Source organism: Campylobacter concisus (assembly GCF_002914005.1).
Taxonomy (GTDB): domain Bacteria; phylum Campylobacterota; class Campylobacteria; order Campylobacterales; family Campylobacteraceae; genus Campylobacter_A; species Campylobacter_A concisus_N.
In genome coordinates this window covers 22938-44946 of sequence record NZ_POZU01000066.1, presented here as the reverse complement: position 1 = coordinate 44946, position 22009 = coordinate 22938, and the positions used below count along the sequence as shown (strand labels likewise).

Here is a 22009-nt window from a genome sequence, read left to right as displayed (position 1 = left end):
TATGCAAAAACTGTTTTTAACTTTTTTTGGATTTGGACTTTTGCCAAAAGCACCTGGTACTTGGGGTTCTATCGCTGGTGCTGTGGTAGCTTATTTTGTGCTTTATTTTTTATCATCAACCACGCTTTTTCTAGCTAGTATTTTGCTATTTTTGGTAAGCATTAGTGTTATTGATGATTTTGAAAAAAAGGTAAATTCTCACGATGAAAGTTTTATCGTTATAGACGAAGTTGCTGGAGTTTGGCTTGCTATTGCCATTAGTGGAGCTACGATCTCTCAGCTAATACTCTCGCTTGTGCTTTTTAGAGTGCTTGATATTAAAAAGCCTTCGATAATAGGTGGGATCGATCGCAATGTAAAAGGTGGCCTTGGTGTAATGGGCGATGATATGGTAGCTGGCTTTTTTGCTGGATTAATTAGCGCAATAATATACGGGGCTGCTATAAAATTTGGCATAACTTTGCCGTAAAAATATAGATTTTTGGCAAAGTTATATAGGCTTAAATATCTTTTATATAAATTTTAAGCAAGTCCTAGTTCATTTAAAACAGAACTTAAATTAACCGAGCTACTACTCTTACTATTAAGATTTTTTTGCTTCTCTAGTAGAGCCTGATTGGCAAGTGCTACATTTAGCTCTTTGCGGTAATCACTTAAAATTTTATCCATTATCTTAAGCAGCTCATTCTTTTGATCCTGTGTTTTTGCGGGATCATCTATACCTAGAAGTTCTGTTAACTCCTTTTTCTTTTGGGCTATTTTCTCTTCTATCTTGTTAGAATTTAACTCACTTATAAAACCAACTGCGCCGATTTCAGTAAGCCTTTTTTTAAACTGTTCAATCTTATCTGAAATTTTTGCATCGCTTGCAATCTTATCCATAGCAAGGCTTAAAATTTCATCAAAACTATTTTTTTTATCTTTAGTTTTGCTTGAGCCTGATTGCAATAAATAATCGATTATGTCGTTATTTTGTACTTTCATATATCTCCTTTTACTGTATTGAGATATATTCTATAAGCAAGATTTATTCCTAAAAGTTAATCTCTTTGGCTGTTTTTGCTTTTTGTAAGATAAAACTAGCAAACTCATCACTAAAATTTGGGCACCAAACAACCTTGTAGAAGCTAAATTTTAGCTCTTTTGCGATCTTTGCATATTCAATAACTAGCTCAAAAATGGTCTCAGAGTTATCTATACAAAAAGAGAGTGGATAGATAAGGGCCTTTTTACTCTTGCACTTTGCCAAAATTTCATTTAGTGATGGCTCTAGCCATTTTACAGGGCCAAGGCGCGATTGATAGGCTAAATTTATCTCTTTGAAGTTTAACCCGCTATCTTTTATCATTTTGCTTAGAATTTGCACATGCTTATTTATATGCTTTTCGTAGACATCACCTTTATCGATAATTTTTTGAGGCAACGAATGAGCCGAAAAGATAAGCTCCACATCGCTTACATCTATATTATTTATAGCTTCATTTATGTGCGAGATTATGATTTTGTTGTAAATTTCATCATCATAAAATGGTCCACAAAGCAAAATTTTAGCCTTTATCTCTAGCTCATCTTTTGCTTTTTTAAAATCATCTAAACTCGAAGTTATCGTAGTTTGTGAATGATGAGGATAAAGTGGCAAAAGCACTATCTCATCAAAATTTTCGTATTTTTTAAGCACATCTTTTGCAAATGGTGAAGTATAGTTCATCGCAAAATCAACTGCATCAAACTCATTTTGTAAGCTTGAAATTTTATCGCAAAGCTTAGCTGTAAGCTCACAAATAGGTGATTTGCCACCTATTTGTTCGTAGTTATGCTTAGCCGTTTTTAGCCTACCTTTTGTGATTATAAAAGCTACAAATTTTCTTAAAAATTTATTCTTTATACCCAAAATATAAGGATCATTAAACATATTTTTTAAAAAAATTTCTACATCAGCAAGGCTATTTGCCCCACCCATATTCAAAAGCAAAAGTGCCTTTTTCATCAAAATAACTCTTTGATTTTTATCGCATCATCAATGCTTGAAAGCTCGCTACTTTCGCCGCTTTGACAAAGATCATAAAAAGCATCGTATTGAGCTTTTATCTCGTTATTTATAGGATCGGTTTTTAAATTCATCTGTCCATTTTCATTAACCCTATGAAGCTTATAATCGATAAGATCGCCAAAATAAACACCTTCTTTTGCGTTTACTTCTATCTTAAAACGCTCCAAAGAGCCACAAAAAGAATCAGTAATACTCACCAAAATTTGATTTTTCATTTTAATGTTTATTCCAACATTGTCGCATATTTTGGTATTTGTTTTATTTGCCTGAGTATAAAAAAAGCTACAAATTTCACTATCTACTAAATTTTTCGCAAGGTCTATATCGCAAAGCGAAAGCTCGTTTATAATATTTCCTTCGCAAAGTGGTCTAAAATGCGCAATTGAAATGCTATAAATTTCTTCTTCTTTTAAAAGTGCCTTTTTTAATGAAACGATGGTTGGATTAAAGCGCTCATCAACGCCGGTGCAAACTCTTACTTTATTTACCACTGAAGCATATTTTATCTCTTTTAGTTCGCTCACACTTTTAAATATTGGCCTTGAAATCAAGATATTTTGGCAATATTTTGCACACTGACAAAAGGCCTCTACGATCTCATGTTGAGGCAAACAAAGTACGACAGCTTGTGGCTGGGCTACTTCTATAAATTTTTTAAACTCATCAAAAAACGGAGCTCTGCAAGCATCATCTCTATTTTCTTTATCAAAAACTCCACAAACTTCAAATTTGTCAGAACGCCTCAGCTCCATATAGTGCCGCTTGCCAACTAGATTGTATCCAACAATACCAATTTTGAGTTTCACTAAAGACCTTTTAGTTATAAATTTTTAGGCTATTTTAATTGCAAATCGCTTTTAAACAAATAAATTTATAAAATATATTAAGCAAAAATTAATTTTGTATTTTTTTATAAATTTACAAACGATTTTTAGCTAAAATCGAGCAAAATTTAAAACTAACGAGGATAAAAATGCAAAATTTAGATATAAGAAAGGCATATCTTGATTTTTTTAAATCAAAAGGTCACGAAGTCGTAGCTTCTGCACCACTCGTGCCAAACGATGCAACACTACTTTTCACAAACGCTGGCATGGTGCCGTTTAAGAGCATTTTCACAGGCGAAGTGCCACGCCCAACACCACCTATTCGCACTAGCTGTCAGACCTGCATAAGAGCTGGTGGTAAGCACAACGACCTTGACAACGTCGGCTACACAGCGCGCCATCACACATTTTTTGAGATGCTAGGAAATTTTAGTTTTGGCGAATACTTCAAAAAAGAGGCGATCGCTTACGCTTGGGAATTTGTAACAGAAGTACTAAAACTGCCAAAAGATAAGCTTTATGTAACCGTTCACGAAAACGACGATGAAGCATTTGAAATTTGGAGCACTCACATCGCAAAAGAGAGAATTTACCGCTTTGGCGATCACGATAACTTCTGGCAAATGGGAGATACTGGACCATGTGGCCCTTGCAGTGAAATTTTTTACGATCAAGGGGCTGAACACTTTAACACACCTGAAGACTACATGGGTGGCGATGGCGATAGATTTTTAGAGATTTGGAATCTTGTTTTCATGCAGTATGAAAGAAGCGCCGATGGCAAACTAAGCCCACTACCAAAGCCAAGTATTGATACTGGCATGGGACTTGAGCGCGTTACTGCTATCTTGCAAGGTAAATTTAGCAACTACGACAGCGCACTTTTTATGCCACTAATTAGCGAAGTGGCAAAGCTTTGTGGTAAGCCATACGTCTATGAAAGTGGCGCTAGCTACCGCGTCATAAGCGATCACATCCGCTCAGTCACATTTTTGCTAGCTCAAGGTACGACATTTGATAAAGAAGGCCGTGGCTACGTGCTTCGTCGCATCTTACGCCGTGCGATCCGCCATGGATACTTGCTAGGCATAAAAGAGCCATTTATGTATAAGCTTGTCGATAAAGTTTGCGAGCTTATGGGCGAGCACTACACCTATTTAAATGAGAAAAAAGCGGCTGTAAAAGAGCAGATCAAGCTTGAAGAAGAGAGATTTTTGGCGACAATCGCTAGTGGTTTAGAGCTATTTGAGAGCGAGCTTAAAAATACAAAAGAAATTTTTAGTGGAGAGGCTGCGTTTAAGCTTTATGACACATTTGGCTTCCCACTTGATCTAACGGCTGATATGCTTAGAGAAAAGGGCTTAAAGGTCGATGAGGCAAGGTTTGATGAGCTTATGAGCGAGCAAAAAGCACGTGCAAAAGCTGCTTGGAAAGGCAGTGGCGACAAGAGTGCGAAGGGTGATTTTAAAGAGCTACTTGAAAAATTTGGCGAGAATAAATTTATAGGCTACGAAGAGCTTAAAAGCAAAAGTAAAATTCTAGCCCTGCTTGATGAAGAATTTAAAAATGTAGATAGTTTAGATGCTGGCAAAGAGGGTTGGGTGATGTTTGATGTTACTCCATTTTACGCTCAAAGTGGCGGTCAGTGCGGTGATAGCGGTAAGATAGTAGGCAAAGCAAATGTGCTTGATACACAAAAATTTCATGGACTAAATTTATCTTTAGTAAAAACTAATGCAGCGCTAAAAGTTGGCGATGAAGTAGAGCTTGAAGTTGGCAGCGATAGAGTAGAAATCGCACGTCACCACAGCGCCACACACTTGCTTCATGCAGCCCTTAGAAACGTGCTTGGCGCGCATATCGCTCAAGCTGGCTCAAACGTCGAGGCAGATAGGTTAAGGTTTGACTTCTCTCATCCAAAGGCGCTTACTAGCGAAGAAATTTCAAAGGTTGAAAACCTTGTAAATGAGTGGATACTAAATGGCGCTAACTCAAAAACAGAACTTATGAAACTTGAAGATGCTAAAAATAGCGGAGCTATTGCACTATTTAATGAAAAATATGCTGATGATGTGAGAGTCGTTAGCTTTGGCAATGTCAGCAAAGAGCTTTGTGGCGGTACACACGTTAAAAATATAGATGAGATCGGATCGTTTTTCATCACAAAAGAGAGCGGCGTAAGTGCTGGCGTTAGGCGTATAGAGGCTGTTTGCTCAAGGGCTGCGCTAAATTTAGCAAAATCATTTAGAGCTGAGCTTGATGAGCTAAAAGATGAGCTAAAGAGCACCGAGCCACTAAATGCGGTCAAAAAGCTAAAAAATGAACTAAGAGTTTTAAAAGATAAACTAAAAAATGCTAAAAATTCTCATGAGCTAGTCTATTTAGATATAAATAAAACCAAGCTTTGCGTCACAAGCATAGATGGTGGAGATATAAAAACCTTGATAGATGAGTTTAAAAATGAGCATGAAAGTGCTGCTATTTTGCTAATTCAAGCCGATGAGAGTGGCAAAATTTCTCTTGCAGCTGGCGTTAAAAATGCTCCTTTAAAGGCAGGCGCTTGGGTAAAATTTGCAGCGCAAATCCTAGGTGGCAATGGCGGTGGCAAAGATGACTTTGCAACAGCCGGTGGCAAAGATGCATCAATGATAGAAGATGCGATAAAAGACTCACTTGAGTACGCAAGGCAAGCCTTAGAAAAATGAGTCATTACGATATAGCTTTTATAAAATTTGACCAAGTAGTACTATTTTTGCATGTATGCTTTGTAGCTCTTTTTGTGGGACTACAAGCCGGTCTTGTACTTGTTGGAAGTTACTTTATAAAAAATAAATTTGAAGACAAGGAACGCTATCACATCTTACTTCACATTATAAGACGCTTTGGCATTGCGATTTTCATACTAATCCTTTGCGTGATAGCGACAAGTGTGGTTATAATTTTTAGATTTTATGATGCAAATTTGACAAATCCTATGGCAAGTGCAATGGTGGCAACAAAATGCGCAATAGAACTATTTTTGCTATTAAATTTAAGTTATATATTTTATAGATACAAAAAGGCTTTAAAAGCACTAAGATCGCATGAAATGATCGAGCTAAACGAGAGTTTGATCGTTATAATTTATTACTTCACACCATTAAATTTATTAGCTTCGCTAGCAGCTATTTATCTTGGTATAAGCTATAAGGTATTTTTATGATAACACTCGCTTCAAGCTCGCCAACAAGGGCAAAATTGTTAAAAGATGCTGGCATAAATTTCACTCAAATTTCTTTCCAGTTTGACGAGAGCAAGATAGAAAAAAATGTAAAGCCTGAAATTTATGTCCAAAATGTCGTAAAAGCTAAAAAAGAACAATTTTTAAAAGAAAACATGGGTCTTAAAAATTTGCTCTTTGCAGATAGCTGTGTGGCGTGTGGAGATAAAATTTTAGGTAAAGCAAAGGATGAAAAAGAAGCGATTGCCATGCTAAATTTACAAAGTGGCAACGAATGTAGCGTCTATACAGCGATGATGTTTTTAGGCGAATTTGAGCTTATAAACGTAAGTAGGACTACGTATAAATTTAAGAAATTTGACGAACATGACCTTAATGAATACATAAAAAATAATGAGTGGCAAGGCAAGGCTGGAGCCATGACGATAGAAAATTTTAATAAAAAATATATCATCTCCCAGCACGGCGAAACCAGCACGGCCATGGGACTAAATTTAAAAATATTAAAGGCATTTTTATGAAATATATCTTGGCATTTATCTTTATAGTTGCCATTTCGCTTGGCGGAGCATTTTTATATTTTTATTCGCAAGTTAGATTTGATGCTTACGCTATTATTGATTATAAACCAAAGCTTACAACACAAATTTTTGATAGAAATAACGAACTCATCGCAAATATCTTTGAAGAAAATAGAATTTACGTAAAGTATAACGACATCCCGCCGCGTGTCATCGAAGCGCTCGTAGCTATCGAAGATACGAGCTACTTTGAGCATGGTGGCATAAATATAGAAGCCATGGCAAGGGCTGCCATAAAAGATATTAAAGCTAGAAAGCTGGTCGAGGGTGCTTCGACACTAACACAACAGCTCATTAAAAATTTGGCTCTAAGCCGTGAGAAGAAATTTACAAGAAAGATAAAAGAGATCGTGCTTGCTATGAAGCTTGAAAGCGAGCTTAGTAAAGAAGATATTATCGAAAGATACCTAAATCACGTATATTTTGGGCATGGCTACTACGGCATAAAAACAGCAGCTGAGGGATATTTTAGAAAAGAGCTAAATGAGCTAAGCATAAAAGAGGTTGCCATGCTAGTTGGCTTGCCAAAGGCTCCAAGCACCTATGATCCTACAAAGCACCTTGACCTATCGCTTAGCCGTGCAAACAGAGTACTTGAGAGAATGTATAGCATCGGCTGGATAAATGAGGACGAGTACCGCAAAGGTGTGCTTGAAGAGCCAGCGGTCTTTGACGATACTCTCACAAGAAATAAAGCCCCTTATGTAGTCGATGAGATAATAAAAGAGGCCTCTAAAAAATTTGACGATATAAAAACTGGCGGTTACAAGATACAAAGCACAGTTGATCTAAATGTTCAAAAGATCGCTCAAGAAGCTCTAGTTTATGGCTACAATGAAATTTTAAAACGCGACAAAAAAGCAAATGCAGAAATCCTAAATGGAGCTATAGTAGTCACTCATCCACAAAGTGGTCAAATTTTGGCACTAATTGGCGGTATTGACTACGCAAAAAGCAGTTATAACCGTGCCACTCAAAGCAAGCGCCAGCCAGGATCTAGCTTTAAGCCGTTTATATACCAAATCGCTCTTGATAGTGGCTACTCAGTCGTTTCTCAAGTGGCTGATATCGCCAGGACATTTGACATGGGAAATGGCAAAGAGTGGACGCCAAAGAATTATAGCGGCGGTTTTCAAGGATATATCACTATAAAATCAGCCATAACCCAGTCGCGTAACCTCGCAACCATAAATTTGCTAAACGACCTTGGCCTTAGCTCGGTTCGTAAACAGCTTACGGATATGGGCTTTAACGATATCCCAGAAAATTTATCTATCGCACTTGGAAGTTTTGGGATTTCGCCACTTGATTTCGCAAAATTTTACTCGATGTTCCCAAATGAGGGCGAGATGGTTGAGCCGACACTTATTAAGCATATAGAAAATAGTTTTGGGGCTTCGATGGACTATGAACCACAAAGAAAGCAGGTACTAAAACCAGAGCAAGCATTTTTGATGACGACACTTCTTCAAAATGTCGTAAATAACGGTACTGGACGCAACGCTAAAATAAATGGTATCCAAATAGCAGGCAAAACCGGCACAACAAACAATAACATCGATGCTTGGTTTTGTGGTTACTCGCCTGATATTGAAGCGATAATCTGGTACGGAAATGATGATAACAGCCCTATGAAAAAAGTTGAGGGTGGTGGTAGAACAGCCGCACCTGTGTTTAAAAAATTTATGGAAGGCTACATTAAGCTTTATCCTACTTTAAGACGTGCATTTGAGCAGCCAGATGGTGTTTATAAAGGCTATTATGGTGGCAGTGACGAATACTACACAAACGACTCGCCACTACCTCAAAATATACCGGCAAATGACATCATACAAGATCAAGAAAATGATGGATTATTGTTTTAGGAAGATAAGATGAGGATTAAAATTTTACTTTGTTTGGTAGTTGCAAGTATTGCATATGGCGCTAATCTAAATACGGCCAGCAAAAACGAGTTAATGGGGCTTGGGCTAAGTAAAGGCTAGGCGTTAAACATTATAAAATACAGAAAAGCCCATAAATTTAAAAGCATCGATGAACTTGAAAAAGTCCAAGGTATTGGCTTTAACGATATGCAAAAAGTTAAAGAAAAACTTAGCATAAAAGATAATGCGAAAGTCAAAAAATCTGAAGCAAAAAACTCCAAAGGCAAGAAAAAATAATCTTATTTTTTATTTGAAATTTCTAGCCATTTACACTTGAGTCCTATTATTATGGCTTTTTATAAAATAATCCACTCTTTTTTCTATACTCTTTTTCTTATATTTGCAATTATTTTTATCTTATTTTTAGAGAGCATTCGAATTTAAGAACTGCATTGCTCCCATACTATCCCATCTACTCAGCTATAAAACTAGCAAAATCGATCACTCAAAAACCACTACCTTTTACTTATGTAGCAGATGATGCGGTACTAGCTGATAATAAAAAGAAAATTTTGGTTTTGATAGTTGGCGAGACACAAAGAAGCAGAAACTACTCACTAAATGGCTACACCAAAAATGATACGAATAAATTTACTAAGCAAAAAGGTGTGGTAAGTTTTACAAATTTCTACTCATGTGGAACAGCCACAGAGACTAGTGTGCCTTGCTTATTTTCAGACTTAAAGCGAGAAAATTTTAGCAACCGTGAAGCAAAAGCTCGTGAAAATTTAGTTGATATCATCAATAAACTTGGCATAAAAACATATTTTTTTTGGCAACAATAGCGGCGGTTGCAAGGGCGTTTGCGACAATCTCGATCAAAACCATACTTCAGATCATAGAGCAGAAGGCTTTGACGAAGTGATATTTAATGAAGCAAAAAAGGTCATCGAAGATGCAAATTCCACCACCTTTATCGTGCTACATCTGCAAGGCTCGCACGGCCCTATCTACTACAAAGGCTACCCAAGCAAATTTAAAGAATTTACCCCAACGTGCGACACTGCCGAGCTAAATAAATGCACACCAGATGAGATAGCAAATACCTACGACAACACTATTTTATATGAGGACTATCTACAAAGTGAGCTGATAAACGCCCTTGAAGCAAGAAAAGATGAATTTGAAGTTACCATGTTCTTTTTCTCAGATCACGGAGAGAGCCTAGGTGAAAACGGCATATATTTACATGGTCTACCTTACTCCATCGCTCCAGATGAGCAAAAACACATCCCAGCCATCATCTTTTCAAGTAATAGCAAGCTTTTAAAAAGGCTAAAAACTAGAAAATATGAGAGCTTTTCGCATGATTTTATCTTTAGCTCAGTTCTTGGATATTTTGGGGTAAAAACTAAGGCTTATGAGCCAGAATTTGATATTTTTAGGTAGTTTTAGGAATATAAATTTTAAAAAGCCAGCCCAAGCAAGAGCCTGAAGCTGGCGCAAATTTAAAAGCTGATCTCTTTTATATCAGCTACTTTTAGTATCTCACTATAAATTTGACCGATGGTAGCTATGCGGTTATTTCGCACTTTCTCGTTTTCAACATTTATCATAACTTTGTCAAAAAACTCATCGATCTGCGGTTTTAGAGCAAATAGCGCTTTTAGCCTTGGCTCGTATGCTAGGCTCTTATCAACCGCCTTAAACGCATTATTTAGGGCTTTTTCAGCATCTATCTCAAAGAGGCTCTCATTGATCTTGCTAAATTTATCGTCTTTGATGATATTTGCAAGGCGCTTAAATGTAGAGAAATTCTCTCTAAAGCTTGGCTCGCTAGAAATTTTAGCAAGTGCTTCTATCATCTTTGTTAGCTCCAAGATATCCTTTTCGCCGCTTTTTATGCACGCTTTTACGATAGAAGCATTTGCATCAAAAAAGGTGTAGAGCCTATCAAGGATGAAATTTATAAGCACTTCAACGTCAAATTTCTTATAATCTTTTGCGATATCTTCTAAAATTTCTTTTACATTAAATTTCAAATTATGTGCCAAAACGATCTTTATCACGCCATTTGCCGCACGTCTTAGAGCGTATGGGTCCTTGGTGCCGCTTGGGATTTTGCCAATACTAAAGAGCCCCATTAGCGTATCAAGCTTATTTGAAAGCGCCACAACCGAGCTAAATACCTTGCTTGGACACTCCGCCTCCTCGCCGTCTGGCAAATACTGCTCTTTTATGGCTAAAACGACGTCTTTATCCTCGTTTTTAGCCTTTGCATAGTAAGCGCCCATGATACCTTGAAGCTCGGTAAATTCATAAACCATCTGCGTTGTAAGATCAGCCTTGCTTAGCATCACAGCTCGCTCTAGCTTAGCCCTGTACTCGCCAGCTTCTTTTTTGAGTAGCTCGTCATAGTTGCTAGCAAGCTTTTTAGCCACTTGTAGCTCTCTAAGCTCTTTTTCGTAGATACTTCCAAGCTCTTTTAGATAAGTTATATTTTTTAGTTTTTCTGGGCCAAATTCGTGCGCTAGGTCGCTTTGCCAAAAGAACATCGCATCACTTAGTCTTGCTCTTAGCACCTTTTCGTTGCCTTTGATGATGAGCGAATAGTCCTGCGTTATGGCGTTGCTAACAACCACAAAGCCATTTGCCAGTTTGCCACCTTTAAAGACTGGGAAGTAGCGCTGATTTTCTTTCATAGAAGTGATGATGACCTCGCTTGGCACCTCCAAAAATTCCTCTTCAAATGAGCCAAGAAGTGCCGTCGGATACTCAGTGATCGCCACGACTTCAGCCAACAAGTCTTTATCGATCTCGATCTTTAGCCCACTTTTTTGGCTGATCTTTTCAAACTCATCAAGGATTATTTTTTCTCTCTCGTCTGCTTCAAGCACGACACCACGGCTCTTTGAGCCTTCAAAATACTCTTTTATATTTGAAATTTTTATCTTGTCGTAGCTGATACTTCTGTGAGGATAGGTAGAGTTACTGCTCTCTACGCCAAATTTGTTAAATTTAATGACCTCATCTCCAAGCAAGCATAAAAACGATCTTATCGGGCGGATAAACTCAAACTCGCCGTTGCCCCAGCGCATAGACTTGCCAAAATTTAGACTCTTTAAAAACTCCTCAACCATATCGCCCATTATCTTAGCGACTGGCTCGCCTTTTACCTCTTTTTCGTAGTAGAGCACCTCTTTGCCGTCTATCTCTTTAAATTTAAGCTCGCTCTCATCTATGCTATATTTGCTAGCAAAGCTAAGTGCTGCTTTTGTGAAAGCTCCGTCTTTTAGTGCTACTTGCTTTGGCGCACCAACGAAACTAGCCACGCTATCGGGCTGAGCCTTAGGAAATTTCTCATGAAAAAAGACCAAACGACGTGGCGTGTAATAAAATTTAAACTCGCTTGCAATGTTATATTTTTCAAGCACAGCCTGCCATTTAGTATTGATATTTGGTAGCTCTCTTAAAAATGGTATCGCTGGAAGTTCTTCAACTCCGATCTCAAGTAATAACTCTTTCATATTTCACTCTTTTTATTAAAATTTTCTCTTTTTTCTCTTATCATTTTTCTTACTCTCTCCTTTTCTTGTGCCTGCAAAACAACCCCTCTTATCATAAAAATAGCAAACAAAACAAATGCTGTGATCATAAAAATATCTAAAATTTGCACTTTCTACTCCACAACGATTTGGTTTTCTCTCTTATAAATTTTAACTCTCACGTTTTCAAAACTATACTCGCCATCTTTTAGCTTTTTCTTACTATAAACCCTGATCTTACCGTATGGTGTATGCAGATAGCCCCTCTCTAGTCTGCCCGAAATTTTAGCAAAGACATCGCCACTTCTAGCTTCACTTAATTGCGATGCATCTAGTAAATTTTCGCTAATATCTTTTGTGCCATGCTCATTTATGATCTCATAAGAGCTGACTTCAAGCGCATCTTTATAAATTTTCATTCGCCTTACTAAAATATCTAGCTCTTCGCCTACAGTAACGCTATTTTTAGGATCATAGACATAAATTCCGCGGTGATTTTTCGAGAAAATAAAGCCATGCTTATCTTTTAAGATAACAACCGCTTTTTCAATCACGACTGGCACGGCTTCTGGATGATCAAAAAGCGTATCTACATCGGCCGTCTTATAGCTTTGCTCGCTTGTTTTTTTATTGGCTTTATTTTCATCTTTTTTAAAAAATTTACCCACAAAGCCTTTTTTTACTGGGCTTGGATCAGTTGAGATTTTAAACTTTAATGCAAAGTGATCCGAATAAAGGTCACTCTTTGCAAAGCCTTTTTCATCGACTGTAAAGCTTGGTTTAAAGACTTCAAAACTGCCACTAACATAACTTAGATCGCCATTTTCCATAAAACTAGGTGAAAGCAAAACATGATCAATCGCTCTTTTTTTGCCATGCACTGCATGAGAGTATCTATCTTTTGGCTCAAGCTCTTTATAAAGATCATAAAAATTTCTCGTTGCGATGATGTCATTTAGGATAGATTTTTGTCCAAAAGGCGAGTTAAAATCACCCAGAATAATTGCATTTTTCTCTTTACCCAGAGCCGTTCTTAACGTTTTTTCAGCCTTTTTTTGCATATTTATGCCATTTTTATAAGTTGGAAAGTGATTTACAAATATGCTAAATTTCTTGCCTTCCGTCTCAAAAACAACCTTTAAAATATTTCTCGTCTTTACATTTGGAACTTTAAAAATTTCACTGCCACTTGGCTGCAACTTTGAAATAAGCCCAAGCCCAACAGGCGAGTTTTTCTCCTTTGTAAAGCTTACAAATTTATACTCGCTATCACTTACCAGAGCTTTTAAAACCTGCTCATTTTCGATCTCTTGAAGTGCGATAATGTCGGTATTTAGTGCATTTATGACTTGTCTTGTTCTTTGTAGTTTTGAATCAGCCGCCTCACAGTCCCACTTTGATACGCCTACTTTAAAATCAAGATACTCGCTACCATCATCTTTGCAATCAAATAAATTTTGCACATTATAAGTTGCGATGCTAATTTCACTCGCAAATGCCATTAAAATGGTAAAAACCAAAGCAAAAACTACTCTCAAATCTCACTCCTAAAGTCAAATTCAGCGATATTTTGCCTGATCGCCTCATAAGCGATAATGCCAGCACTCATAGCTAAATTTAAGCTTCTGCCCTCTTTTCCCATTGGTATGGTTATGGCGTTTTTAAAATTTATATCCATAAATTCTCTTGGCAACCCAGTACTCTCACCACCAAAAAATATAAAATCCCCTGGCTTAAACCTAGCCTCGTAGTAAAGCCTATTTGTCTTTGTGGTAGCGAAGAAAAATCTATCCTTATGGCTTAAGTTTGCTTCTAAAAATTCTTCCAAACTATCCCAAATTTTTGGATTCAAAATTTTCCAGTAGTCAAGCCCTGCTCGTCTAACAGCCTTTTCGCTCAGATCAAAGACCGTTGGCTTAACGATATGTAGCTTTAAATTTGCATTAACGCACATTCTACCGATAGCTCCAGTATTTTGCGGTATCTGAGGATGAACTAAGACTATGTTAAACATAAGCTTTCTTTGCCTTAAAAAGTGTTATAAACTAGCCTATTTTAGCCAAAATGGGCTTTTAAGAGTTTTAAAGACTAATCTTTTCTAGGCTTATGCTCGCTTAGATATTTTGAAATTTCAAGCTCTTGCCTACGTTTTATCTCTTTTGCGATCTCTTCGTTTTTAAAACCAGCTGATAAAATTTCTGCCACATCGACTTTCGGGTCAAATTTCGTCTCATAAATTCCAAGCTTCTTGGCACGCTCTATCCGCTCTTTATTATAAGCTCCAAGCCATGATTTTATGGGCATATTTATGGCAATTTGCATTAGCTCTTTATCGCTTGGCATGTCCTTAAAATAAGGCTGCTTTAAGATAGAAAAGTAGCTCTTTGGCAGACGCATTTTCTCTAAAATTTCTTTTGTGTCAAGCTCAAATTTGCCAAACAAAAGATATAAAAATAATCTCTCATCATCCACAAATTCTCTAGCACTCTTAAGATCGCTTAAAAATCCATCGTCCATAGAAATTTGCATACCAAAAATTTCTTTAAAAAGTCCAAGCTCAAAAAGATAGTAAGCTCCTTTTTCTAGATACTTTGCACGAAAAAATTTAATAAGCTCAGTATTTATCCTATCTCTGCTTAGATGCTCCAAACTAAGGCTTTTCATGAGAGCTAGCGTCTCATCAGCTATACTAAAATCAAGCCTAGAGCTAAATTGCACTCCTCTAAGCACCCTTAGTGGGTCTTCTTTAAATTTCTCACTATCAATGTGCCTTAATATCTTTTTTGCTAGATCTTGCTTCCCGCCGTAAAAGTCTAAAATTTCTCCATTAAAGATATTCATCATCATGGCATTTATCGTAAAATCTCGCCTAAGGCTCGCTATTTTGGGATCGTTAATATAGCTTACTGCAAAGTCTTTGTGTGAATTTCCAGTTTTGCTCTCGCTTCTTGGAAGCCCAATATCATAGTTTTTGTATTTGTAGATAAAGTAGCTTTTGCCAACACCGCTAGCGCCTATGCTAGCCATTAGCTCATTAAATTTTAAAGGTTCAATGTCATAAACTTCGATGTCATAATCATAAATTTCTCGCCCCAAGAACGCATCTCTCACGCAGCCACCAACTAGATAGACACGTGAAGTAAATGGAGCAAATAGCGATCTAAAAAAGTCTAGCTCGCTATTTTTATAAATTTCATTTTTGATTTTTATCTCATTTTTTGAGCCATCCAATGGCTTATTTTGAGAGATTTTGGAGTCTATTTTCGATATTTGCAAGGGTAAATTCTAAAAATTTTGTCGTTAGCTCAAGCCTTGAAGCAAGATTTTGTTCACTAGTTTGTTTAAGCCCTTCAAAAAGCACTTCTATGCGCTCAGCAAGGTTTGCTAAGAAAATTTTCTCTTCGCTCACCTCTCTACTTTTTGTTAGACTTGCTGGCTCCTCTTTTATCTCAAACGCTTGCTCATTTTGTAAATTTGCCTCAACTTTTAGCTCGTTATTTAGCGCATTTTCATTATTCTCTATGGCCAAAAGCTCTTTTTTTAGATTCTCACGCTCGAGCTCTTCTTGCTTCTTACTTTGCAATGCTTCTATTTTTTCAAGCTCAGCGCTAACCTCACTGATTGCCATTCTAGCGATATCATCAAGCTTCATAATCTTATCAACCACCTTTTAAATTCATTTATCTCTTCGTCACTTTTCATCGCTATAAAAAACTCTTTCATCTGCTCGTTTTTTATCGCTCGCTCTTTGCGAAGTCCGCTCAGACGGTTTATCGCGCTAAGGGCATCTTTGTTTGACGGATCTTGCTTTAAGATATTTTTATAAATTTCAAGTGCATCATCTTTTAGCCCCTGAGCTTCGTAGATCAGTGCTTCAGTGATTGTATTTTTCATTTTTTGATAAATCCTGCGATAACATCACCTATCTCGCTAGTTGAGCAAATTTCAACTGCGTTAAAAGCAGCGATATCTTTTGTTCTATAACCTTTTGCAAGTGCCTCTTTCACAGCATTTTCTATCGCATCTGCGGCTTCATTTTCACTAAATGCGTATCTTAGCATCATCGCTGCACTTAAAATTGTTGCGATTGGGTTTGCTATGCCTTGCCCTGCGATGTCTGGAGCTGAGCCGTGTATTGGCTCATAAATTCCCACTTTGCCGCCCATGCTAGCGCTTGGCAAAAGTCCTATCGAGCCACAAACCATACTCGCTTCATCGCTTAAGATGTCACCGAATAAATTTTCAGTAAGTATGACGTCAAAATTTGCTGGAGCTCTTACTAGCTGCATCGCTGCGTTATCAACGTACATAAAGCTAAGCTCTACTTCAGGATAGCCCTTTGCCACCTCGCTAGTCACCTCGCGCCAAAGCTGGCTTGTCTCAAGCACATTTGCCTTATCGACCATGCAGACCTTTTTCTTGCGAAGCATAGCCGTCTCAAAGGCGATCTTTGCTATGCGCTCGATCTCCATTTTAGAATAAACCATCGTATTAAACGCTCTATCTTCGCCTTTTTCACGTGGCTGCCCAAAATAAAGTCCGCCTGTTAGCTCACGAACCACGACAAAATCAACGCCTCTTAAAACCTCTGGCTTTAGCGTGCTAGCATCCACTAGCTCATCAAAAACAATGGCTGGGCGTAAATTCGCATAAGCTTCAAGCTCTTTTCTAATCTTTAAAAGCCCACTCTCTGGCCTTAGATGTCTTGGCAGGCTATCCCATTTCTCGCCGCCGATCGCTCCAAAAAGCACAGCATCTGAGCTTAGAGCAGAACTAAGCGTCTCATCTGGCAAAGGCACGCCAAATACATCATAAGCTGCACCACCCATAAGCTTGTAGTCGTACTCAAATTTTATCCCAAACTCAGCGCTAACGACATCTAAAATTTTTATAGCTTCATCTATGATCTCAGGGCCGATGCCATCGCCTTTTATAACACAAATTTTATATTCTCTCATTATTTAATCCAACTTTACTTTTGCGTATTCTATAAGTCCGCCGGCATTTAAAAGCTCTTGCATAAAAGGCGGTATGGGGCTAAATTTATACTCTTTGCCGCTGGTTAAATTTACGATCGCGCCGTTATCTACGTCTATTTTTAGTTCGTCGCCCTCGTTTATCTCGTCCGTTTCTTTGATTTCCAGTATCAAAAGTCCTGTATTAAAGCTATTTCTATAAAAAATTCTCGCATAGCTTTTAGCTATCACCGCGCCTATACCGGCAGCTTTAAGCGCGATAGGAGCGTGCTCGCGAGAGCTACCACAGCCAAAATTTTCGCCCGCTACGATAATGTCGCCCTTATCTATCTTGGAGCTAAAATTAGGATCGGCGTCCTCCATTATATGTTTTGCTAAGATATTTTCGTCGGAAGTATTTAAGTATCTGGCGGCGATAATTATATCGGTATCGATATTGTCGCCGAATTTCCAAACTTTATTCATCGTTTCGCCTTTTTTAAATTTTCGAGATTTTAGCCAAAAGTAGCTAAATAATTCATCAAACGGCGAATAAAATTTGCGGCCCAAACGGCTAAAGGGCAAGGTAAAGGGCGTTTAACGCCCTCTTTTATTTTTTTAAATTTAAAGAACACCTGCCTAAGAATTTACACGCAGGGCAAAAAACCCGTAACGCCGACGATAATCGGGATTAACCCGATTAACGCCCAGTAGCTCTCGTAAAAATACCAAACCGCTACCGTAAAAATTAGCCCCAGTACGACCCTGATAATTCTACTTTTCACGCTTACCATATTTTTACCTTTTCTTAAAAATTTTATAAAGCGGGCAGTAGCCGTAATATCCCGTTAAAAGCGGAATTAGTCCGACCGTCCACAACCAGCAGTCGCAAATAAATCCGAAAATAAAAAACCAAATCGCCGCTATAATCAAACGTATAGTTTTATCTAAAACGCTCATTTTATCTCCTTTAAGCTAAAGCTTTTAGCATTCCGTTCATAATCATAGGTTTAAATCCGTAAATTTTAACCAGCCAACTCATATAGCTCTCTCTGGTAGCGCCGAAGCACTCTAGCGTCGGAGCCGTTCCCTCCCAGTCGAACTCTACCATTATGGCCTTGCCGTATTTGGTAATAAAAGGGCAAGCCGTATATCCGGTAAATTTCTCGCTAGTTTCTCGTCCTTTTATCGTATCGGCTAAATTTTTAGCTAAAATCGGATACATTTTCCTAACGCTAGCCCCCGTTTTGCCGGCCGCAAATCCGCAAATATCGCCGATACCGAATATATTTTTAAATTTAACGCTTTGCAAACTGTATTTATCGACGGCTAGGAAATTTAGCTTGTCGCCCTCTTTAGTTAGGCCGGCGCGAGCTAAAATTTCGCTTCCTTTTTGCTTGGGCGGCAAGTGGAGCCAGTCGTATTTTACGTCGATTAGCTCGGACGCGATTTTATCTTCACCGTTTTGCCTATACGCCGTCCAAAACTCGAAAGTAGCGGTATTTGAGCTTTTATCAACGGCTACGATTTGGTGGCGAAGATTAAATTTTATCTTTCTTTTTATCATTATTTGAGTCATCGCCGCGGCATAAGTCGGATCGCCGAAAAGCTTGCCGCCGCCGACGTAAAGATTAACGCTGCCTTTATCGCGGTTACCGGCCAACCTCAGCCTATCTTCGCTCATGCATGTTACTTTTTTATTAGCGCCGCTACATTTCATCGGGGTTTTTTGATCGCAAAATACAGCCGCGCCGCCGTTTTGAGAGAATTTTTTCATCAACTCGTTGCTTTTTACGGCGCCTTGTAGAGTGTAGACGGAGGATATGTTGCCGCTCGTATCGTTAATATCCTCTAAGCTTAGCCCCTTAACGGCCTCAAAATCGTATTCCACGCCGCTTGCTACGATTAGATAATCATACCCCAGCTCGCTCCCGTCGTCTAGGACGAGCAGATTGGCTTCCGGCTTTATCTCCGATACGTTTTTGCGTATCCACTCGGCTCCTTGCGGGATATAATCCGCTTTTTCGTAAACGACGTCGCTAGCTTCGTAAATTCCGACGGCGATTAGCGTAAAGCCCAGCTGATAGTAAAATTTCTCGTCTTTATCCACGAGAATTACCTTGGCGTTAGGCATATCTCTTCTAAGTTTAGCCGCCAACGCGATACCGCTAAGTCCCGCGCCCATTATGACGATTTTAGAATTTATATCGTCGTTTTCGCCGCCCGTTGCCGAGCAACCGCTCATACTCGCGGCTAGTCCCGCGGCCCCCATTAGCTTTAAAGCGTCTCTTCTTTGCAGTCCTTTCATAAATTCTCCTTTAAAACGAGTTTATGAAATGCTACCTAAAAAAGGCCGCTCTCTCCGTAACAAAGTTACCTTAAAACGAGAATTTTAAGAAACAAGCCTTATTTCGCCGCGGCTTTGCGTTATTTGCCCGCTTCTCTCAAGCTCTTTAAGCACCCTAGATACCGCTTCTCTAGCGCTTCCTAGATGATTCGCCAGCTCTTCGTGAGTTATTTTTATAAAATTTTCGTTTAGATTTTCGATGCTTTGGGATAAAAAATTCATAATCCGCGCCGAAAGCGGCGAAAACAAAGCCTGTTCCATAACGTTTATCGTTCTGGCAAACCGATCGGCTACGATTTTTAGAGTAAAATTTAAAACGCTCGGATATTTTTCTTTAAGAGGTTTGTAAATTCGCGCCGGAATAACGATGATCTCGCTATCTTGCTCGGTTTCGACGCTTACTTTATTTTCTAGCGAATTTATAGAACACGTATCGCACAGCACGCAGCTCTCGTCTTTAGCTAGCCTAAATATCGTTATTTCCTTTGCGCTAGACGACACGAACGCCCTTAAAACGCCTTTTAGTATAAGGATAAATCCGAAGCAATCGTTTCCGGAGTAAAATATATCGCCCTTCTTTACGGTTTTTAGATACGCGTTAGCAAAGATCGCATTTAGATCCTCGCTTGCTAGATCGAAATTATTCGTAAACCTCTCGCGCAAAATTTCTTTTAACTCTTCGCTTAGCATTTTGCCCTTTCGTGACTTCGTTACAAAAATTTAACCTTATTATAGGTAATATTGCATAAAAATTTAATACGAAAAGAAAAACAATGCACGACGTTAAGAAAAACGACTCGCAAAGCAAAATAAAATCGCTTCCGATTATGCTTTTTGCCGGTACTATGGGGCTTGGAGGGCTTTGCGCGGCCTATAAGAAACTAAGCGAGATATTTGATTTACCGGGCGAGATATTCTCGGCGCTTAGAGCGCTAGACTGCACGGTATTTTGCCTACTCTCGGCGTTTTACCTCTTTAAGCTTTTAAAATTTAAAGAAGAGGTAAAGGCCGAATTTTCGCACCCTATAAGGATAAATTTTTTCGGCGGATTCATCATCTCGCTTTTTCTTTTAGCTCTAGCCTACAAAGACGCGCCGCGACTATACTACTCGCTTTTTTACGCGGCTTTAGGCTTGCAAACGATTTTTACGCTTTATGTAATTTCTTTTTGGATCGACGAAAAATTCGATATCGCGACGCTAAATCCGGCATGGTTTATCCCCGTAGTGGGCAACTTGCTAATCCCGATCATAGCCGAAAAATCTCAAGCGATCTGGTATTATTTTAGTTTGGGGCTATTTTTCTGGATTATTTTATTCGCCGTTATATTTTATAGGTTAGTTTTTTGCGATAAGTTAGCCGACAAATTCGTCCCGACACTAGTCATTACGCTAGCGCCGCCGGCTATGGCGTTTTTGGGATACGTAAAATTAACCGAGCAATTCGACGCTTTTGCAGCGATACTACTTAATATAAACGTATTTTTCGTAGCGCTTATACTTTTTTCGTATAAAAGATTTATTAAACTCAAATTCGCCCTATCGTGGTGGGCTTTTACTTTCCCGACGGCCGCTAGCTCCATAGCGTTTTTAAAAGCTTACGAAATTACGCAAAGCGATTTTTACTTAGTTTTAGGAATCGGCGCTTTTGCGGTTCTAGTCGCTTCGATTTTGATAGTCGGGTTTTTAACGGTTAAATCTATAATAAACGGCAAAATTTTTTCGGAAAAATAGCCTTAGCTCAAAAATTCACTTTAGTAGTATTCGTAGCTAATTTCTAGCTTTTTATATAGGCCGATTTCCGTTATGTCGCCGTTTTCGTAGTATTTGTCCGCGGGCTTAAATTTGACCGAGGTTTTACGCGTCAAATTTCCTCGCTCGTCCCTCGTTATATCTTTAAACTGCAATATTTGCCAGATTTTTGCCTCGGAGCCGAAGTAATTTACCGACGTATACTCCATCTCGTCGCCGTTTGCGGCGTAGTAATAGACCCATTTTGAGTTTGGGGCTTGCGTGATTTTTTCGTATTCGCCGTTTGGCTTGCGTTCGAAGCTTATCTCTATGCCGTGGCGCAGCTCCATATTATTTTCTATCCGCGTTAAAACGCCCTTTTCGTCGTAGACGTAGCTATCGTCCGTCACTAGCGTCCCGCCCGAATACGTCGCCCTAGCGATCATTTTGCCGTCCTTGCCGTAAGTGGTTTTCTCCGTGCGGGGGTAAAATTTATCCTCCACATGCTGCTCTTTGGCCGTCGAGACCAAATTTTCGCCGTCAAATTCGTATTCGTAAAGATAAACGGCGCTATCTTGATATTTTTTGCGCACTAGCCCGTCTTTGCCGTACTCAAATAAAACCGAGCCGTTTGGCGCGCCGTTTATGTGCTCGGTTTCTTGCACTATATAGCCGTTTTCGTTAAACTCCGTTCGCTTTACGCGCGTATTTTCTAGCGTGCCGGAGCCGTCCGTAGAGTATTCGTGCTCCGTAGCCGTCATGCTTTTAACCTCGCCTTTTAGCTCTCTTTTGCTCCAGTCGCTTTCTGGTAAAACAGCCGAGTTTAGATAACAAATCGCCGATGCCGCCGCTAAAATAGCCTTTAAAATTTTCATTTTTATCCTTTTTC

At 38.7% G+C, this 22009-nt stretch carries 24 protein-coding genes and 1 pseudogene; 8 read left to right on the top strand and 17 right to left on the bottom strand.

What is annotated here, in order from left to right; genetic code table 11:
- Position 1 precedes the first annotated feature (1 nt).
- Complete coding sequence (locus CYP54_RS07725) at positions 2–469, top strand: phosphatidylglycerophosphatase A family protein (RefSeq protein WP_103604810.1); 468 nt, start codon at positions 2–4, stop codon at positions 467–469.
- Positions 470–522: 53 nt separating this feature from the next.
- Here the strand turns inward: CYP54_RS07725 and CYP54_RS07720 are convergent, their stop codons facing one another.
- Genes CYP54_RS07720 through CYP54_RS07710 form a run of 3 tightly spaced genes read right to left on the bottom strand, consistent with a single transcriptional unit; the run spans position 523 to position 2856 of the window.
- Positions 523–984 (bottom strand): hypothetical protein, encoded by a 462-nt coding sequence (locus CYP54_RS07720; protein WP_054196859.1) that lies wholly within the window; start codon positions 982–984, stop codon positions 523–525.
- A gap of 49 nt (positions 985–1033) precedes the next feature.
- Positions 1034–1987 carry a ferrochelatase gene (gene hemH, locus CYP54_RS07715; protein WP_103604809.1) on the bottom strand — a complete coding sequence of 318 codons (954 nt, stop codon included), beginning with the start codon at positions 1985–1987 and terminating at the stop codon, positions 1034–1036.
- Positions 1987–2856, bottom strand: coding sequence for a Gfo/Idh/MocA family protein (locus CYP54_RS07710; protein ID WP_084042049.1), 870 nt, complete (start codon positions 2854–2856; stop codon positions 1987–1989). The genes hemH and CYP54_RS07710 overlap by 1 nt, the downstream gene beginning before the upstream one ends.
- Positions 2857–3023: 167 nt before the next feature.
- On the opposite strand from CYP54_RS07710, the gene alaS reads away from it, so the two are divergent.
- From alaS to CYP54_RS10225, 6 genes and pseudogenes are all read left to right on the top strand, one after another.
- Complete coding sequence (gene alaS, locus CYP54_RS07705; RefSeq protein ID WP_103604808.1) at positions 3024–5582, top strand: alanine--tRNA ligase; 2559 nt, start codon at positions 3024–3026, stop codon at positions 5580–5582.
- Positions 5579–6079: a 3-isopropylmalate dehydratase gene (locus CYP54_RS07700; RefSeq protein ID WP_103604807.1), complete on the top strand. Its 501-nt coding sequence runs from the start codon at positions 5579–5581 to the stop codon at positions 6077–6079. The genes alaS and CYP54_RS07700 overlap by 4 nt, the downstream gene beginning before the upstream one ends.
- Positions 6076–6618: a septum formation inhibitor Maf gene (maf, locus tag CYP54_RS07695; RefSeq protein ID WP_103604806.1), complete on the top strand. Its 543-nt coding sequence runs from the start codon at positions 6076–6078 to the stop codon at positions 6616–6618. The genes CYP54_RS07700 and maf overlap by 4 nt, the downstream gene beginning before the upstream one ends.
- Positions 6615–8543: a transglycosylase domain-containing protein gene (locus CYP54_RS07690; RefSeq protein WP_103604805.1), complete on the top strand. Its 1929-nt coding sequence runs from the start codon at positions 6615–6617 to the stop codon at positions 8541–8543. Before maf ends, CYP54_RS07690 begins: the two co-directional genes overlap by 4 nt.
- A gap of 129 nt (positions 8544–8672) precedes the next feature.
- Positions 8673–8840 (top strand): ComEA family DNA-binding protein, encoded by a 168-nt coding sequence (locus CYP54_RS10325; protein ID WP_181001558.1) that lies wholly within the window; start codon positions 8673–8675, stop codon positions 8838–8840.
- 155 nt (positions 8841–8995) lie between these two features.
- Positions 8996–9992, top strand: a pseudogene (locus CYP54_RS10225) (phosphoethanolamine transferase).
- Positions 9993–10051: 59 nt separating this feature from the next.
- Here the strand turns inward: CYP54_RS10225 and glyS are convergent.
- From glyS to CYP54_RS07620, 13 genes are all read right to left on the bottom strand, one after another.
- A complete protein-coding gene (gene glyS / locus CYP54_RS07675) occupies positions 10052–12070 on the bottom strand; it encodes a glycine--tRNA ligase subunit beta (protein ID WP_103604804.1) in 2019 nt (672 codons plus the stop codon).
- Positions 12067–12219, bottom strand: coding sequence for a hypothetical protein (locus CYP54_RS09920; RefSeq protein ID WP_180382094.1), 153 nt, complete (start codon positions 12217–12219; stop codon positions 12067–12069). The genes glyS and CYP54_RS09920 overlap by 4 nt, the downstream gene beginning before the upstream one ends.
- A gap of 3 nt (positions 12220–12222) precedes the next feature.
- The gene (locus tag CYP54_RS07670; RefSeq protein ID WP_103604803.1) at positions 12223–13626 is read right to left on the bottom strand and encodes an endonuclease/exonuclease/phosphatase family protein; all 1404 of its coding nucleotides are present in this window, start codon (positions 13624–13626) and stop codon (positions 12223–12225) included.
- Complete coding sequence (locus tag CYP54_RS07665) at positions 13623–14102, bottom strand: tRNA (cytidine(34)-2'-O)-methyltransferase (RefSeq protein ID WP_103577356.1); 480 nt, start codon at positions 14100–14102, stop codon at positions 13623–13625. Before CYP54_RS07665 ends, CYP54_RS07670 begins: the two co-directional genes overlap by 4 nt.
- 74 nt (positions 14103–14176) lie before the next feature.
- Positions 14177–15364, bottom strand: a complete 1188-nt coding sequence (locus CYP54_RS07660) for a tRNA nucleotidyltransferase/poly(A) polymerase-related protein (protein WP_103604802.1) — start codon at positions 15362–15364, stop codon at positions 14177–14179.
- Positions 15324–15740 (bottom strand): CiaD-like domain-containing protein, encoded by a 417-nt coding sequence (locus CYP54_RS07655; RefSeq protein WP_084042059.1) that lies wholly within the window; start codon positions 15738–15740, stop codon positions 15324–15326. Before CYP54_RS07655 ends, CYP54_RS07660 begins: the two co-directional genes overlap by 41 nt.
- A complete protein-coding gene (locus CYP54_RS07650) occupies positions 15737–15982 on the bottom strand; it encodes a hypothetical protein (RefSeq protein ID WP_021091490.1) in 246 nt (81 codons plus the stop codon). Before CYP54_RS07650 ends, CYP54_RS07655 begins: the two co-directional genes overlap by 4 nt.
- Entirely contained in the window at positions 15979–17046 is a 1068-nt protein-coding gene (gene leuB, locus CYP54_RS07645; protein ID WP_103580272.1) for a 3-isopropylmalate dehydrogenase, read from the bottom strand. The genes CYP54_RS07650 and leuB overlap by 4 nt, the downstream gene beginning before the upstream one ends.
- A 3-nt stretch (positions 17047–17049) precedes the next feature.
- Positions 17050–17529: a 3-isopropylmalate dehydratase small subunit gene (locus tag CYP54_RS07640; RefSeq protein ID WP_054196874.1), complete on the bottom strand. Its 480-nt coding sequence runs from the start codon at positions 17527–17529 to the stop codon at positions 17050–17052.
- A 161-nt stretch (positions 17530–17690) separates the two neighbouring features.
- Positions 17691–17837: a YgaP-like transmembrane domain gene (locus tag CYP54_RS07635; RefSeq protein ID WP_181001552.1), complete on the bottom strand. Its 147-nt coding sequence runs from the start codon at positions 17835–17837 to the stop codon at positions 17691–17693.
- 4 nt (positions 17838–17841) lie between these two features.
- Positions 17842–18003 (bottom strand): YgaP family membrane protein, encoded by a 162-nt coding sequence (locus tag CYP54_RS07630; RefSeq protein ID WP_021091464.1) that lies wholly within the window; start codon positions 18001–18003, stop codon positions 17842–17844.
- Positions 18004–18013: 10 nt separating this feature from the next.
- Positions 18014–19351 (bottom strand): NAD(P)/FAD-dependent oxidoreductase, encoded by a 1338-nt coding sequence (locus CYP54_RS07625; RefSeq protein WP_103604801.1) that lies wholly within the window; start codon positions 19349–19351, stop codon positions 18014–18016.
- Between the two features lie 84 nt (positions 19352–19435).
- On the bottom strand, positions 19436–20080 hold the full coding sequence (locus CYP54_RS07620; protein ID WP_103604800.1) for a Crp/Fnr family transcriptional regulator: 645 nt from the start codon (positions 20078–20080) through the stop codon (positions 19436–19438).
- An 83-nt stretch (positions 20081–20163) separates the two neighbouring features.
- Between CYP54_RS07620 and CYP54_RS07615 the strand changes: the two genes are divergently transcribed.
- Entirely contained in the window at positions 20164–21123 is a 960-nt protein-coding gene (locus CYP54_RS07615) for an SLAC1 anion channel family protein (protein WP_103604799.1), read from the top strand.
- 20 nt (positions 21124–21143) lie between these two features.
- Here the strand turns inward: CYP54_RS07615 and CYP54_RS07610 are convergent, their stop codons facing one another.
- On the bottom strand, positions 21144–21995 hold the full coding sequence (locus CYP54_RS07610) for a hypothetical protein (protein WP_103604798.1): 852 nt from the start codon (positions 21993–21995) through the stop codon (positions 21144–21146).
- Between the last annotated feature and the right edge of the window lie 14 nt (positions 21996–22009).